Genomic DNA, 16,031 nt, shown 5'->3' on the forward strand with positions numbered 1-16,031 from the left:
TACGAGAAATTTCTCCTTTTTCTGAAAATAATGATTGTTAAGTTATTATTTTTAATATATCATACATTTAAAGACATGTCATAAAGGTGTCCTTAATTAAACATAGGGGTGATCAAATTGGAGAATTTAGGAGAAATCAAAAATAGCACTACGGAAATTCAAAAAAAGTCAAAGTTTGATGGGTTTTTAAATTTTATTGAACGTTTCGGTAATAAACTACCTCATCCATTTATGCTATTTTTCTATCTTACAGTTATATTAGTTCTATTATCTTGGGCTTTAAATTTATTCGATGCGAAAGTCGTTCATCCAAACACAGGTGAAACCGTAGCAGTAAAAAGCATTATTTCAGGGGAAGGTATTCAATATATCTTAGCCAATACACTGACAAACTTTACAGGATTTGCGCCACTAGGCCTTGTTCTAACAATGATGCTAGGTATCGGTGTTGCTGAGAAATCAGGTTTACTTGAGTCATTGATGATCCGTGCCATTACAAAAACACCAAAGAAGATCATTACATTTACTGTATTCTTTATAGGGATTTTAGGGAATGTTGCATCTGATGCGGCATTTGTAGTCGTTCCGCCATTAGCAGCATTAGTCTTTTTATCAGTTGGCAGACACCCATTAGCTGGTTTAGCTGTTGGTTTAGCTTCTACAGGTATTGGATTCTCAGCAAATATTATGGTTGCTGGTACAGATGTTTTATTATCCGGAATTGCGACTGAGGTTGCAAGTGGATTTATGGAAGGTACAGTAGTATCTCCTCTTGATAACTGGTATTTCATGAGTGCTTCAACTTTCTTATTAGCAATTGCAGGGACAATCTTAACAGAAAAATATGTTGAGCCACGTTTAGGTCAATATAAAGGAGAGAAAAAATCAGTAGGAAACACGTTATCAGCTATGCAATTACGTGGTCTTCGTAATTCAGGAATTGCAACGGGTATTTTTATCGCTATTATTGTGATTGCTTTAATGATTCCAGGTTCTCCATTATTAAACGAAGATGGTACGATTTTGAGATCTCCATTCTTGTCAGGTATTGTGCCGATTCTGTTCTTGTTCTTCTTAGTAAACGGTATTGTTTATGGAGTGACAACGAAACAAATTAAATCTACAGCTGATGTTCCGAAAATTATGACAGAAGCCATTACTGGATTATCAAGCTATATCGTTTTAATCTTTATGATTGCTCAATTTGTTGCCTATTTTAACTGGACAAATATTGCAACTTGGTTAGCCGTTCATTTTTCAGAAATTTTAGAGACTATTAAATTAACAAATCTATTTGCAGTTTTCCTATTTATGATTTTAGTAGCAATCCTAAGTTTATTTATTATTAGTGGTTCGTCACTTTGGTCGTTAGTAGCGCCTGTGTTTATCCCAACATTTATGGCACTTGGTTACAATCCAGCATTTATTCAAGCAGCTTACCGAGTAGGTGAATCATCGACAAACATGGTGACGCCATTAAACACATACTTCGCCATCATTTTATCCTTTATGCTTGTTTACGATAAAAAAGCGGGTATTGGTACGTTAATGTCATTAATGATCCCTTACACGATTGTCTTCTTCATTCTTTGGAGTGGATTACTCATGTTATTCGCTTGGCTTGGTATACCAATTGGCCCGGGCGTATATGTAAACATGTAATGTGAAAGGATGCTGAATGAAAATGAAACAATTTACGATTCCTACGAATATTGAAGAAAAAATGATTGAATGGCGTAGAGATTTCCACCGTCATCCAGAAGTCGGATGGACAGAGTTTCGTACGGCTTCCATCATCGCTGATACATTAGTAAAACTAGGTTTTGAAATATCGGTCGGAAAAGAAGTAGTTTCATCAAATCGAATGGGTCTTCCATCAGAACTAGATTTAGAAAATGCATATCAATATGCACTTGAAAATGGTGGAATCGAAACTTATATGGAATCGATGAAAGGTGGTTTTACTGGTGTTGTAGCAAAGATTGTAGGACAAGAAGAAGGTCCTACAATCGCATTCCGCGTAGACATCGATGCCCTACCTATTATGGAATCAACAAAGGATGAACATATTCCACAACAGTTAGCATTCCGTTCCATAAAAGATGGAGAAATGCATGCTTGTGGACATGATGGCCATGCATCAATTGGTTTAGCTCTTGCAACCGTACTGAGTCAAAACCGCGAACATATTAGAGGAACTATTAAGATTATCTTCCAACCCGCTGAAGAAGGGGTTCGAGGGGCGAAATCAATGGTCGATGCAGGAGTTCTTCAAGGAGTGGATTATTTCTTAGCCCTACACGTTGGGACAGGGGTTCCTCTTGGTACGGTTATAGCTGGGACAAACGGGTTTTTAGCAACAACTAAAATTGATGCACAGTTTACAGGTAAAGCTGCTCATGCAGGAGCAGAACCTGAACAAGGTAAAAATGCTTTACTTGCAGCTGCTCAAGCTATTTTAGGTTTACACTCTATTGCTCGACATAGTGCGGGCGCATCTAGAGTGAATGTAGGACAATGCATTGCAGGTGAAGGAAGAAATATTGTCCCATCCTCTGCTTTATTAAAGTTAGAAGTACGTGGTGAAAATGACGAGACACACGATTATATGTATCAACAAGCAATCAATATTTTAAATGGTGCTGCGGCTATGTATGATGTGGAATTAAGCTATGACATCATGGGGGCTGCGAAAACATGCTCATCATCTGATCAATTAAATGAAATCATAGAGAAAGCGGCTCTTGATATAGAAAACGTTAATACAGTTCATCGGTTAACCTCATTTGCAGCCGGATCAGAAGACGCTACTTTTATGATGAGTGCAGTTCAAGAACAAGGCGGACTTTCCACTTATTCTGTATTTGGAACAACCCTAGCGGCCGGTCATCATCATGAGCAATTTGATATTGATGAGAAGGTAATGAAAATAGCTTTAGATACATGGCTTTCAACAATCCAACAAATCTACTTAGAAGAAAGAAGTAATGAATAATGTTAGAAGTAACAGATATGATTTCATCGTTAATTGAATTAAATAGTGAGGAAATCCTAAAATTAAGTGATAAAATTTGGGAAAATCCTGAAACGCGTTTTCAAGAATTCAAGTCTGCTGAAATATTAAGCAATTTCCTTGAAGAAAAAGGTTTTGTTGTGGAGCGAGGAGTCGGGAATATCCCAACTGCTTTCACAGCTACATTTGGAACGGGTGCACCTGTTATTGGAATCCTAGGTGAATACGATGCTCTTTCAGGTTTAAGTCAAACGGCAGCATCTGATATTCGCCAACCAATCATTGAAAACGGCAACGGACATGGTTGTGGCCACAATTTACTTGGCACAGCAGGAATTTCAGCAGTACTTGCCATCAAAGATTTAATTGAACAAGGTAAAATTAAAGGAACAATTAAGTATTTTGGTTGCCCTGGTGAAGAAGGCGGCTCTGGGAAAACTTTCATGGTTCGCGAAGGAGTATTTAATGGAGTAGATATCGCCTTAACATGGCATCCAAACTCATACACAGGTGTTTGGTCTTTCTCTTCACTTGCTAACTACCAAGTGTATTTTTCTTTTGAAGGAAAAGCGGCTCATGCTGCTAATTCACCACATTTAGGCCGTAGTGCTCTAGATGCAGTTGAATTAATGAATGTTGGTGTAAACTATTTACGTGAACACATTATTCCTGAAGCAAAAGTTCATTATGCAATTACAAATACAGGTGGTCTTTCACCTAATGTAGTGCAATCAAATGCTGAAGTATTGTATTTAATTCGAGCACCCCATATTGATGAAGTAGAATCGATTTATCAAAGAGTTATAGATATCGCTAAAGGTGCGGCACTAATGACGGGTACTAAAATGAGCATTAAATTTAATAAAGCTTGTTCAAATTATATCCCTAATGACTCATTGAATAAGGTGCTTTACGAAAAGTTAAAAGAATATGGTTTACCAACTTACACTAATGAAGAATTAGAGTATGCTAAAAAAATGTCTAATACAATAACTCCTGAAGAAATTGATACTGCTATTTCAGATGCTAAAAAGCTGTCAGACTATACTCTACAAGAAACTTTTTATAATCCAGAAAACCCATTCTTTGAGGAAATTATTCCTTATGTAAATGGTCATGAAGTAATGCCAGGTTCGTCGGATGTTGGTGATGTAAGTTGGGTAATCCCTACTGCTCAGTTTTTCACAACATGTTTTGTTGCTGGGACACCACTTCATACATGGCAATTAGTCTCACAAGGGAAAACATCAATTGCCCATAAAGGGCTAATCTATGCAGCTCAGGTTTTAGCCTCTTCAGCTGTTGAAGTTTTCAATAACCAAGAGTTAATTGAACAAGCTAAAGCTGAATTAAAGAAACAAGTGAAATCAGGTTATAAATGTCCGCTTCCGAGTGATTTACAACCAAGTACGATTTAATAAAAAGAGTCCAACCAAAACTAATGGTTGGACTTTTATTATTTAGAGATTAGCCTAATTTAAATATCTTTTTCGTGTTACGGTCATCTTTAATAATTTCAACAGCTTCTCTGAATCGAAGAGAGTGTACAATTTCTCTTTCCCGTAAAAACTTCAAGGCATCATTTAGATCGGGGTCATCGGACATGTCAATCAGCCATTGATAAGTGGCACGGGCTTTTTCTTCCGCTGCAATATCCTCATACAAGTCTGCAATTGGGTCACCTTTGGCCTGGATATATGCTGCCGTCCATGGGACACCTGAAGCATCATGATAAAATAGAGCCCTATCATGATTCGCATAATGATCTCCTAAACCTGCCGCTTTCATTTGCTCTGGTGATGCATCTTTTGTGAGTTTATAGACCATTGTGGCAATCATTTCAAGATGAGAAAATTCCTCAGTTGCAATATCGTTTAAAACGCCTATAACCTTATCTGGAATTGTATAGCGTTGATTCATATACCGAAGTGCAGCAGCTAATTCACCATCTGCACCACCATATTGTTCAATTAAGAACTTAGCTAACATGGGGTTACATGTACTTACTCTTACTGGATATTGGAGCTTCTTTTCGTAATAATACACTCCTTCTTAACCTCCCTCATATTGAATGAGCTATGCGTAGTTGTGTACAGAAAATTACCCTCTCTTATGAGGGTAATTTTTGAGAAATCATATGTCTTTCATCGAAATATAAGCAAAAAAAGCTAATTTGTAAGAGTTAGAACAGTGGTGTACTAGTTCATTACCAGTTGGTATTCACGTAATTGCTTACTTTAGAAGTGAAGATTTGTGCACAAGAAAGCTCTATACTTGCCATGGCCAAGGTGTGTCATCCCAATCCCAAGGATAACTTGAATAACTTCTACCAAAATTCATTAGGGGGCCAAATTGCTGTTCAAAATTATGCTTAAGTTGCATGCTTTTTTGAGCAGTTTCATTAAATTGCTTAATGGCTTCGAGATCAGTGGGATGTGTATTTAAATAAAGGTTTAACTCAACCAAAACAAAGTCAATTGCTTGAAGCTCTTCAAGACATTGATAATACTCAGGTGGCATTTGTTTACTCATTTTGGTTTCACCCCTTTATGTGGATCCGGGTAAGGGCTATATAACTGTGGCCAAAGCGTTCCGTGCTTTAGTGCTTGTATTGGGGATTGGAATTGTGCTAATCCAATTGGTTGAAAATTCATGTAAAGTTGTGGTGGTGTTGAATAGCTCTTTACTAAAATCGGTTTACAAGGGTCAAACGGACTTACATAAGGCTTCCAATACTTAAATTGAGAATGCATGTAATCCTCCTTTCCGATATTTGCATCACTCATGTATATGACCTGCATTCTAGTTATATTCAAAAGAAATTCCACTTTCTTGATTTTGTAATGAACAATACATAAAATAAAAAACTTAAAGTTTATTAGACTATTATTTCTTTGGCATAGGTTGATATTTTTATCGATCAAGCTTTTAACAAAAAGTAATAATCTATTAATTATGTATTTAATAGATTATTACCTACCTCGTTAGCTTAAATTTTCATATGTTAGAAGTGAGAAAGCGAGGTGGTAAAATGAAGGGAAATCATAAATCAATTACAATATTAGGTGGTTCAGGTGGTGTAGCAAGAGCCATTCTGTCAATACTCAATGAAAGTGTTCAAGATGTTAAGGATCCCGTCCATTCTATTCTTAAAAATAGATTAATTCATCTAGTAGATAAAAAAGTAATGTCCCAAGAAACATATCGACAATTCTATCCCAATTTAATAAATCAATTGGTTTTTCACCAATTTGAATTAAATGATCAAAGCCGCTTAATTGAGCACCTTAAAACTACAAATACTTCTGTAGTAGTTGATGTGTCATGGGCAGATACAGTAGAAATGATCCAATGTTGTAATAAGCTTGGTATTAATTATGTCAATACGGCATTAGAAAATAAATTTATCGATGACAATGAAGAATTATTTGAAGGTTTTGGCTTAACCGAAAGAGTTATGCATTTAGAGAAACATAAGGATAGCATTAATAATTCGGTCGCTATACTTTGTTCAGGAATGAATCCTGGTGTAGTTCAATGGATGGCAATAGAGCTTCTCAAGAAAAATACCTTAAATGATTCGCCTCTTGCATGCTATATCGTTGAACACGATAATTCCTTTTTTAAAGACAAAAAGAAAGCAAAGAAAGATGTTATCTATACTACATGGACACCAGAATTGTTTCTAGATGAAGCCATTTTAAGCTATCCAATGTTTGTGAAATACAAAACACCACTTTTCTTATATGAACAAGTTTATGATATTGAATTTAAAGTGACGTTGGGGGACAAACAATTTTACGGCTGTTTAATGCAACATGAAGAAGTTTTTAGTTTAGCAAAGTTCCTTAATTTGGAGAGTGGTTTTCTTTATAAGATTAACGATCATACAACAGAGATCATTCGTTCAAATATTGATGACGTTAATAAGTTATGGGACTTTGAAATGGAAGTTCTAAATCCTCTTAATGCGGAATTAGAGGGAGAAGATTTATGTGGAGTGCTAATGGTTTATAAAGATCGAGAAACATATGTGTACAATGTTATGAAAAACGATGAAGTGTTTTCTAAATATAAAGTAAACGCAACGTATTTTCAAGTAGCATGTGGACTTTATGCATCCTTGGCGGTGTTACTATTAGATCCAATTCCTAAGGGTGCCTATTATGTGGATGAGCTTTTATTGAAGACAAATAACGGTTTTGGTGATTATCTAAAACACTATATGACCGAATTTGTAACTGGGGAAAATAATCAAACAGATGGGCTACTACTCGACAGAATAAAAAAGTAATTCCGATCCAAAACCACCAGAAAAATCGGTGGTTTTTTTATTTCATTCAGAGCTTGAATAGCGTCTAACTGGAGGAGCTAATCTCTAAGGGAAACATTAAAACCGCCTTCAAGGGCAAAAAGCGCCCTCTTGTCGGTTTCTCCGACGCACAGGATGTGCTAGTGCCGACAATGCCACACGGACGTGGCGTTTTTGTCGGCCAGTTGTGTTCGGAGCTAAACAGTCGTTCTCCGCTTTTCTTTATGCTTGTGCAAAAAATTTTTGAGCATTGGAAAGCAAGCTAAATGGACTTTTCACGACATTTAAGCTAAACATTCTGAAAAGTATTGGTTATCATAATTTGCCCAACTTCATAATATGTTATAAAACTCGCCCTGATAGGAGGGAAGAACATCGATATTTTACGAAAGGTAAGAAATTACCGAGAAGAAGAAGATAGGTTGAAGTGGGAAGGTACTTTTGCTGAGTATTTAGAGATTGTAAGAGAAAGACCTGAAGTTGCACAAACAGCACACTCACGTGTATACAACATGATTAAAAGCGCTGGTGTAGAGGGGAAAAATGGACAAAAGTGGTATCGATTTTTTGGTAGAGAAATATTTGGACTTGAAGAATCACTTGAAAGATTAGTTGAAGAGTATTTCCATCCAGCAGCAAGAAGACTAGACGTTCGAAAGCGTATTTTATTATTGATGGGACCAGTAAGTGGTGGTAAATCAACGATTGTGACAATGCTTAAACGAGGTCTTGAGCAATATGCAAGAACAGATGAGGGCGCAGTTTATGCAATTAAGGGTTGTCCAATGCATGAAGATCCATTACATCTGATTCCTCATCATTTACGTGAAGAATTTTATGAAGAGTATGGCATTCGTATAGAAGGTAGTTTATCGCCTTTGAATACGATGAGACTTGAAGAAGAATATGGCGGGCGAGTTGAAGATGTAATGATTGAGCGTATTTTCTTCTCTGAAGATAAACGCGTTGGAATTGGGACATTTACACCTTCCGATCCAAAATCACAAGATATTGCAGATTTAACTGGTAGTATCGACTTTTCAACTATTGCGGAATTTGGATCTGAGTCTGATCCACGTGCATATCGCTTTGACGGTGAATTAAATAAAGCTAACCGCGGTATGATGGAATTCCAGGAAATGTTAAAGTTAGATGAAAAGTTCCTATGGCATTTATTATCGTTAACGCAAGAAGGAAACTTTAAAGCGGGTCGCTTTGCATTAATCAGTGCAGATGAATTAATCGTTGCACATACGAATGAAACGGAATATCGTTCATTTATTGCGAACAAGAAGAATGAAGCCCTTCATTCAAGGATCATTGTCATGCCAATTCCTTACAATTTGAAAGTAAGTGAAGAAGAAAGAATCTATCAAAAAATGATACGAGAAAGTGATATGGCACATGTTCATATTGCACCGCATGCTTTACGTGCAGCGGCTATTTTCTCGGTATTATCAAGGTTAGAGCCACCGAAAAAGCAAAATGTTGATATTTTGAAGAAAATGCGTCTGTATGATGGAGAAAGTGTTGAAGGATTTAACTCAGTTGATATTGCTGAATTAAAGAAAGAATATCCAAATGAAGGTATGAACGGGATTGACCCTCGTTATATTATTAACCGTATTTCTTCTGCAATTATTCGTAAAGAAGTACCTTCAATTAACGCACTTGATGTATTACGTGCATTAAAAGATGGATTAGATCAACACGCATCCATTTCACAAGAAGATAAAGAGAAATATATGAATTACATTGCTATTGCAAGAAAAGAATACGATGAAATTGCGAAAAATGAGGTTCAAAAGGCGTTTGTATACTCTTATGAAGAGTCTGCTAAAACGTTAATGAATAATTACCTGGATAATGTTGAAGCGTACTGCAATAAAAATAAACTTCGCGACCCATTAACAGGTGAAGAAATGAATCCTGATGAAAAACTAATGCGTTCTATTGAAGAACAAATTGGAATTTCTGAAAATGCGAAGAAGGCGTTCCGTGAAGAAATATTAATTCGTCTTTCTGCCTTTGCAAGAAAAGGAAAAAGATTTGATTATAACTCTCATGAAAGATTAAGAGAGGCTATCCAAAAGAAACTATTTGCGGACTTAAAAGATGTTGTGAAAATTACAACGTCATCAAGTACGCCTGATGAATCACAACTTAAGAAGGTTAATGAAGTAGTTGCAAGACTTGTAGATGAACATGGATATACAACAACTTCGGCAAATGAATTACTGCGTTACGTAGGTAGTTTGCTAAATCGATAGTAACTCCAGAGAGTGTCCCATATTTTTTAAGGACACTCTTTTTTTATCTTTAATTTTCAATATTGATTTGTAATTGTTTTTCAAAATAAGTTCAATATGTCAGAAAATTCGCATATTATAAGAAAAGCAACTTTTTTTGCTTTTAAGTAAGTTAATGTTTTAGGGATATAATCACAATAAAATTTTTACGGATAGATGGGTGAGGATAAAATGAGTGAAAATAATAATAAGAGTTTTGTTGTTTCTCAGGAAAATTGGTCACTCCATCGCAAAGGATATCAAGATCAGCAGCGACATATGGAGAAAGTTAAAGAAGCAATTAAAAATAACTTGCCAGATTTGATTAGTGAAGAAAGCATTATCATGTCAAATGGCCGTGAAGTTATTAAAATCCCTATCCGATCTTTAGATGAATATAAAATTCGTTATAACTACGATAAATCTAAGCATGTTGGCCAAGGGCAGGGCGACAGTAAAGTTGGAGATGTTGTAGCTCGTGATGGAAATTCGGGAAGTGGAAAGGCACCCGGCAAAGGGAAAAAAGTTGGGGACGTTGCGGGTGAAGATTATTATGAAGCAGAAGTAAATATTGAAGATGTGCAAAATATGTTATTTAAAGAGCTAGAGCTTCCGAATTTACAACAAAAAGAGATGGCAGAAATAACAAAGGAAAAAATCGAATTTAATGATATTCGGAAAAAAGGTCTGATGGGCAATATTGATAAGAAGCGAACAATATTAACGGCAATTAGACGTAATGCGATGAAAGGGAAAGCACAAATTACTCCTATTCATAATGATGATTTACGATTTAAGACATGGGATGACATTAATAAACCTGAATCAAAAGCGGTTGTGTTAGCAATGATGGATACAAGTGGTTCAATGGGGAATTTTGAAAAGTATTGTGCAAGAACGTTTTTCTTCTGGATGACTAGATTTTTGCGAACAAAATATCAGTCAGTCGAAATTGAATTTATTGCCCATAGTACGGAGGCAAAAATTGTAACAGAAGAAGAGTTCTTTACAAAAGGTGAAAGTGGAGGAACAATTTGTTCATCTGCTTATGTAAAAGCACTCGACCTTGTACATGGTAAGTATAGTCCATCTCGTTATAATATTTATCCTGTTCATTTCTCGGATGGAGAGAACATGGTATCGGATAACGAAAAATGTTTAAAATTAGTGCGTGAACTAATGGAGATTTCTAGCATGTTTGGTTATGGAGAAGTGAATGCTCTTAACCGCTATTCAACTTTAATGTCTGCTTATAAAAAAATTGATAATCCAAAATTTAGATATCATGTTCTAAAACAAAAGAAAGATGTTTATGATGCGTTAAAAAGCTTTTTCCAAAAAGTAGAGGCATAATTGAAAGAATTTTTGCCCGTATTCTTATAAAAAGCGCGGAGGGGGTAAGAAGCTGTGGAAAAAGAAATTCAACGAGCGATTGAAGAGATTACGGAAATTGCAACAGGTTTTGGACTTGATTTTTTCCCAATGCGTTATGAGATTTGTCCAGCAGAAATCATTTACACAATTGGTGCATATGGAATGCCTACTCGTTTTGCCCATTGGAGTTTTGGGAAACAATTTCACAAAATGAAGCTGCAGTACGATTTAGGGCTAAGTCAAATTTACGAACTTGTCATCAACTCGGATCCTTGTTACGCTTTTTTGCTCGATACCAACACGTTAACTCAAAATAAGTTAATTATTGCTCACGTTTTAGCTCATTGTGATTTCTTTAAAAATAATGTGCGATTCTCCAATACAAGAAGAGATATGGTTGAAAGTATGACAGCAACTGCAGAACGAATTGCAGGTTATGAAAAGGATTATGGTAAAGAGGAAGTTGAGAAGTTTTTAGATGCCGTGTTAGCGATTCAAGAACATATTGATCCATTATTATTACGCTCAAAATTCGGATACGACTATGACGAGGAAGAAGAGGAGATCATATTATCCAAATCACCATACGATGATTTATGGGGGTTAGATTCAAAGGAAATTGTACAAAAGCAACCAGTACAAAAGAAAAGACAATTCCCTCCAAAACCTGAAAAGGATATATTATTATTCATCGAACATTACAGTCGTGAATTAGAAGATTGGCAAAGAGATATTTTAACGATGATGCGTGAAGAAATGCTTTACTTCTGGCCGCAATTGGAAACGAAAATTATGAATGAAGGATGGGCTTCTTACTGGCATCAACGCATTATGAGAGAGTTAGATTTAACTACGGATGAAACAATTGAGTATGCAAAGCTAAATGCAGGTGTTGTTCAGCCGTCTAAAACTAGCATCAACCCATACTATCTTGGATTGAAGATATTTGAAGATATTGAATCCCGCTATAATAATCCAACCGAAGAAATGAAACGTATTGGCGTAAAACCAAATTCTGGTCGAGAAAAGATCTTTGAAGTAAGAGAAATTGAATCAGACATTTCCTTTATCCGAAATTATTTAACGAAGGATTTAGTAAAGAAAGAGGACTTATTCTTATTTGCAAAAAAAGGAAATGATTATGTTATTACGGATAAAGATTATGAAAATATTCGTGATCAACTAGTTTCAATGCGCGTGAATGGCGGCTTCCCATATATCGAAGTTGAAAATGGCGACTATTTAAGAAATGGTGAATTGTATTTGGCACATCGCTATGAAGGGACAGAACTTGACCCACATTATTTGGAACATGTTCTGCCTTATATTTATCAGTTATGGGGTCGTTCAGTTCATGTCGAAACGTATATTGAGGGAAAACCTGTTGTATATTCTTATGATGGAAGAAAGAGTCATCGACGTTTTTTATAAAGGAAAGAGCCCATGAATATCCACTATTCATGGGCTAGATTATTTGTAAGAGAAAATCTATTCAGTAAGGTCAATAATCCACTGTTTAAAATCGACAAGTCGATTGTATTTTGGTTTCTGATTTGTACCAGTAATAATGAGGGGAACAAGTGAATCAATCCTATGAAGTGAACCATGTGCTCCGCCACCAGCATGATCATGGCTATGTTCTTCTATAAATTCATATTGTGGCTTAGCGTCTACAATAATAAATGGGCCTTCATGTGAGTTGAGCGCCCCATGCAATCGTGCAAGTGCATCAGGGTAGTCTCCATAACTAATCGTTCCTTCTTGAATGGTTAAGTCCAAAATAGAAGGATCGCCATCTATCGTCCAAGTTTGTTGATATTGATCTGTAATAGGTCCATTAACTGAAAAGGTAAATGGTTCATTAGATTCTGGTGAAAGCACATAATTAATACCATCATTTTTCCAAGCAATGAATCCAATACGATTGTCAGTTTGTAAATTTTTTACAATGTTAAGTGGGTCAATGTTTTCGTCTATTAAATTAATATATGCCATGCGTTCATTGATAGCTATTGCAATTTGTCCATTTGGCTTGTCAGTATCCCAAAATGAATAGTCTTCTAATAATTTATTTAAATTAATTAATGCCGTCTTTTTATTATCTTTTACTGAAGATTGAGCACTGTCACCAAAAATGATCCAAATTGCTTGATCTATCGCATCTTCCCATGATGGATAACTATTTAATAATTGTTGAATAGACTGATCCGTTCTTTCAATAGCCTTTATATCACCCGGTCCGTTTTTATGTAGTTCAGCATCTTCGTCAGGTAAATAGGCAAAGGTAAATGAGGGGAGGTTATTTTTTTCGATTAGATACTTTAACTCATTTACTGTAAATTGGTTGTTCACACCCATTCGTTTCCAAATAAATTTATGAAAATCATTCTTCGGATTATACTGAGATAGCGCCCCTAAAGAAAGAATAGTTGGTCCATTCATCTGTAAACTTTTAGGTAAAAGGCCAGTGAATGAAACTAGCTTAGGAACATTTAAGTCTTGTTCTGTATTTCCACGAAATATTAATCCATTAATTGATGCGGAAGCGAGATTTTTTTTTGAAAGCGCCTCATGAATGGTTTCAACATTTTGGCTCAAATGTTCCTTGTTTAAGCGAATAATACTATCGTGGGTAACATTTTTTACTCCGTTATTCCATATTTCCCTAAAACCACTTCCATAGCTAATGATTCGACTTTCGTTTTTGTTAAACCAAATGAGTCCAGGGATTTTATGTTGGTCGGGGTATGTGCCTGTTAGTACGGTACTATCAATTGCTACCGACATAGTAGGGTAGGAGCTAATCATATCTCTATGAAATTGTCCATGATTGATTAAAAAAGATAGTGCGGGAGCTTTCTCCTGGTCAATTGCTTTTTGGAGAGGTTCTGACATTAGTGAGTCTACTGTGATAAATATTATTGGTTTATCAGTAGGTACATCACCAGTTGGAGCTATCTCTCTTGTTGGTGATAATGAAAATGAAAAGACAAGTATTAAGACGACAATCATTATTGTAATAGTTATAAGAAGTACTTTATTCAGCTTCATTTAATTTCACCTTTTTATATAGAAGTTACATTATTATGGCTAGAAAAGTATTAATAATACATGATTTCTTTTGTTGGAAAGATATAGGGGATACTGGGGAATATCAGAAAGCTTTTATAAAAGGAAGTTCAATACGGAAGTTCAATACGTAAAAGAAGTGTTAAAAATTAGGTAAAGACAATACTACACAAAAAATCTCGAGCCCTTCACCAAGGGCTCGAGTTATATTTGAAGTATTTTTTCTATAATGGAAATAGCTTAAAGGAATAGGTGCGGGTAAAATAACTTTGATTAATAAGGTTTTGAGTTGCGCGCTTTTTTGATGGCATCATTCACCGCTTGTGCAGCATCTTTTGCCCCAAGCGGATGGAATTCCTCTGCAATTTCTTCGGTGTTTTTTGTTTTCATTTTATACGCAATACCTTCTCTTAAACGACGGCCATATTCTTCATCAGCTTCTTCGGCTAATGCGATCATTTTGTCTTGAAGAACTTTTGGACAAATAGCAAGGTCGTTTACTAGGTTGTTAATTAGTTCGTCTTTTTCCCATTGCTCAAAATTGCGATAAGTTTCTCCGGCTTGTTTTGTATTATTTTCTCGATCAATTGAATCGCGGACTAAGTCACCTTCAATATGTGGCGTATATTCTTTTCCAGATTGTTCAGCTTCTTTTAAACCGCCCATACTTGATGGTTCGTAATTTACATGAAGGTTCTGACCTGGGGCTTTATCGTTATAATATCGAAGTTGACCACCTTCTTGATTTGTTGCTACACGTTTTTTGGCCGCGTTAATTGGTAATTGTAAATAGTTTGCGCCTACGCGATAACGCTGTGTATCAGAATAGGAGAATGTTCTGCCTTGTAACATTTTATCATCGGAGAAATCTAGTCCATCTACAAGGACACCAGTTCCAAAGGCAACTTGTTCCACTTCGTTATGGAAGTTTTCAGGGTTTTTATTTAGTACCATTTTTCCAACTGGAAGCCAAGGGAATTGATCATTTGGCCAAAGTTTTGTGTCATCAAGTGGATCAAAATCTAATTCAGGATGTGGGCCGTCCTCCATAATTTGGACAAACAATTCCCATTCAGGATAATCACCACGTTCAATGGCTTCATATAAGTCTTGGGTTGCATGGTTAAAGTTTTTCCCTTGAATCTCTTCAGCTTCTTTTACCGTTAAATTTTTAATACCTTGTTTTGGTTCCCAGTGGTATTTAACAAGAACAGCTTTTCCTTCTTGATTCACCCATTTATATGTGTTTACTCCAGAACCTTGCATCATTCGATAATTTGCTGGAATACCCCATGGTGAGTAAACAAGTGTTACCATATGAAAAGACTCTGGTGAATTTGCACAGAAGTCAAAGAATCTTCGAGCATCTTGGATATTTGTTACTGGGTCTGGTCTGAATGCATGAATCATATCCGGAAATTTCATTGCGTCTCGAATAAAGAAAATCTTTAAGTTGTTACCAACTAAATCCCAGTTTCCATCTTCAGTATAGAACTTAACAGCAAATCCTCGTGGATCACGTACTGTTTCGGGAGAGTGTAGACCATGAACAACTGTTGAAAAACGAACAAAAACAGGTGTTTGTTTCCCTTTTTCTTGAAACAATTTTGCACGAGTATATTTAGAAACTGGTTCATCGCCTACAGTCCCATAAGCTTCAAAATACCCATGGGCACCTGCACCACGTGCGTGGACTATGCGCTCAGGTACCTTTTCGCGGTCAAAATGGCTGATTTTTTCTATAAAATCGTAATTTTCGAGTGTTGCTGGGCCTCGATTTCCAACAGTACGAATGTTTTGGTTATTTGTTACGGGATGCCCTTGTCTATTTGTTAGTGTTTGATCGTCTTCAAAGTTGGTTTGATTTTTTTCTTGATTAGATTGGTCTTTATCCATTTTTTTCATCCCCTCATGATTCATAGTAAACATGGAAATTTTAGAATTTTACTACCAAAATTCACTACTATACTTTCCA

Annotated in this window: 12 protein-coding genes; 7 read left to right on the plus strand and 5 right to left on the minus strand. The window is 35.9% G+C overall.

Annotated features, from left to right (window positions below; all coding sequences use genetic code 11):
• The first annotated feature begins 111 nt into the window (after window positions 1–111).
• Genes JOD29_RS06865 through JOD29_RS06875 form a run of 3 tightly spaced genes read left to right on the plus strand, consistent with a single transcriptional unit; the run spans window position 112 to window position 4,431 of the window.
• A complete protein-coding gene (locus JOD29_RS06865; RefSeq protein ID WP_124763946.1) occupies window positions 112–1,662 on the plus strand; it encodes an AbgT family transporter in 1,551 nt (516 codons plus the stop codon).
• 22 nt (window positions 1,663–1,684) lie between these two features.
• Window positions 1,685–2,995 carry an amidohydrolase gene (locus JOD29_RS06870; RefSeq protein WP_275579637.1) on the plus strand — a complete coding sequence of 437 codons (1,311 nt, stop codon included), beginning with the start codon at window positions 1,685–1,687 and terminating at the stop codon, window positions 2,993–2,995.
• Window positions 2,995–4,431: a M20 family metallopeptidase gene (locus JOD29_RS06875; protein ID WP_205101641.1), complete on the plus strand. Its 1,437-nt coding sequence runs from the start codon at window positions 2,995–2,997 to the stop codon at window positions 4,429–4,431. The genes JOD29_RS06870 and JOD29_RS06875 overlap by 1 nt, the downstream gene beginning before the upstream one ends.
• A 49-nt stretch (window positions 4,432–4,480) precedes the next feature.
• Here JOD29_RS06875 and JOD29_RS06880 read toward each other — a convergent pair whose 3' ends face one another.
• The 3 genes from JOD29_RS06880 to JOD29_RS06890 all read right to left on the minus strand — a co-directional run bounded on the left by JOD29_RS06880 (window position 4,481) and on the right by JOD29_RS06890 (window position 5,766).
• Window positions 4,481–5,059 (minus strand): manganese catalase family protein, encoded by a 579-nt coding sequence (locus JOD29_RS06880; RefSeq protein ID WP_124763869.1) that lies wholly within the window; start codon window positions 5,057–5,059, stop codon window positions 4,481–4,483.
• 222 nt (window positions 5,060–5,281) lie between these two features.
• Window positions 5,282–5,545 (minus strand): spore coat protein CotJB, encoded by a 264-nt coding sequence (locus tag JOD29_RS06885; protein ID WP_124763870.1) that lies wholly within the window; start codon window positions 5,543–5,545, stop codon window positions 5,282–5,284.
• Window positions 5,542–5,766 carry a spore coat associated protein CotJA gene (locus JOD29_RS06890; RefSeq protein WP_124763871.1) on the minus strand — a complete coding sequence of 75 codons (225 nt, stop codon included), beginning with the start codon at window positions 5,764–5,766 and terminating at the stop codon, window positions 5,542–5,544. The genes JOD29_RS06885 and JOD29_RS06890 overlap by 4 nt, the downstream gene beginning before the upstream one ends.
• Before the next feature lie 278 nt (window positions 5,767–6,044).
• Between JOD29_RS06890 and JOD29_RS06895 the strand changes: the two genes are divergently transcribed.
• From JOD29_RS06895 to JOD29_RS06910, 4 genes are all read left to right on the plus strand, one after another.
• Complete coding sequence (locus JOD29_RS06895) at window positions 6,045–7,307, plus strand: S-adenosylmethionine decarboxylase related protein (protein ID WP_124763872.1); 1,263 nt, start codon at window positions 6,045–6,047, stop codon at window positions 7,305–7,307.
• Window positions 7,308–7,699: 392 nt separating this feature from the next.
• Window positions 7,700–9,595, plus strand: coding sequence for a PrkA family serine protein kinase (locus tag JOD29_RS06900; protein ID WP_124763873.1), 1,896 nt, complete (start codon window positions 7,700–7,702; stop codon window positions 9,593–9,595).
• Window positions 9,596–9,805: 210 nt separating this feature from the next.
• Complete coding sequence (gene yhbH, locus JOD29_RS06905) at window positions 9,806–10,966, plus strand: sporulation protein YhbH (RefSeq protein ID WP_124763874.1); 1,161 nt, start codon at window positions 9,806–9,808, stop codon at window positions 10,964–10,966.
• Window positions 10,967–11,020: 54 nt separating this feature from the next.
• Window positions 11,021–12,418, plus strand: a complete 1,398-nt coding sequence (locus tag JOD29_RS06910; RefSeq protein WP_124763875.1) for a SpoVR family protein — start codon at window positions 11,021–11,023, stop codon at window positions 12,416–12,418.
• Between the two features lie 57 nt (window positions 12,419–12,475).
• Here JOD29_RS06910 and JOD29_RS06915 read toward each other — a convergent pair whose 3' ends face one another.
• Entirely contained in the window at window positions 12,476–14,038 is a 1,563-nt protein-coding gene (locus tag JOD29_RS06915) for an alkaline phosphatase family protein (protein WP_124763876.1), read from the minus strand.
• A gap of 291 nt (window positions 14,039–14,329) precedes the next feature.
• The gene (locus tag JOD29_RS06920; protein WP_124763877.1) at window positions 14,330–15,952 is read right to left on the minus strand and encodes a catalase; all 1,623 of its coding nucleotides are present in this window, start codon (window positions 15,950–15,952) and stop codon (window positions 14,330–14,332) included.
• Window positions 15,953–16,031 lie beyond the last annotated feature (79 nt).

Origin of the sequence: Lysinibacillus composti (assembly GCF_016908465.1) — a bacterium.
GTDB lineage: Bacteria > Bacillota > Bacilli > Bacillales_A > Planococcaceae > Ureibacillus > Ureibacillus composti_A.

Bases quoted from the DNA above. Each gene is read 5' to 3' on its own strand.
- JOD29_RS06870 (WP_275579637.1), top strand. From the start codon at position 1,685: ATGAAACAATTTACGATTCCTACGAATATTGAAGAAAAAATGATTGAA.
- JOD29_RS06875 (WP_205101641.1), top strand. From the start codon at position 2,995: ATGTTAGAAGTAACAGATATGATTTCATCGTTAATTGAATTAAATAGT.
- JOD29_RS06885 (WP_124763870.1), bottom strand. From the start codon at position 5,545: ATGAGTAAACAAATGCCACCTGAGTATTATCAATGTCTTGAAGAGCTT.
- JOD29_RS06890 (WP_124763871.1), bottom strand. From the start codon at position 5,766: ATGCATTCTCAATTTAAGTATTGGAAGCCTTATGTAAGTCCGTTTGAC.
- JOD29_RS06895 (WP_124763872.1), top strand. From the start codon at position 6,045: ATGAAGGGAAATCATAAATCAATTACAATATTAGGTGGTTCAGGTGGT.
- yhbH (WP_124763874.1), top strand. From the start codon at position 9,806: ATGAGTGAAAATAATAATAAGAGTTTTGTTGTTTCTCAGGAAAATTGG.
- JOD29_RS06915 (WP_124763876.1), bottom strand. From the start codon at position 14,038: ATGAAGCTGAATAAAGTACTTCTTATAACTATTACAATAATGATTGTC.
- JOD29_RS06920 (WP_124763877.1), bottom strand. From the start codon at position 15,952: ATGGATAAAGACCAATCTAATCAAGAAAAAAATCAAACCAACTTTGAA.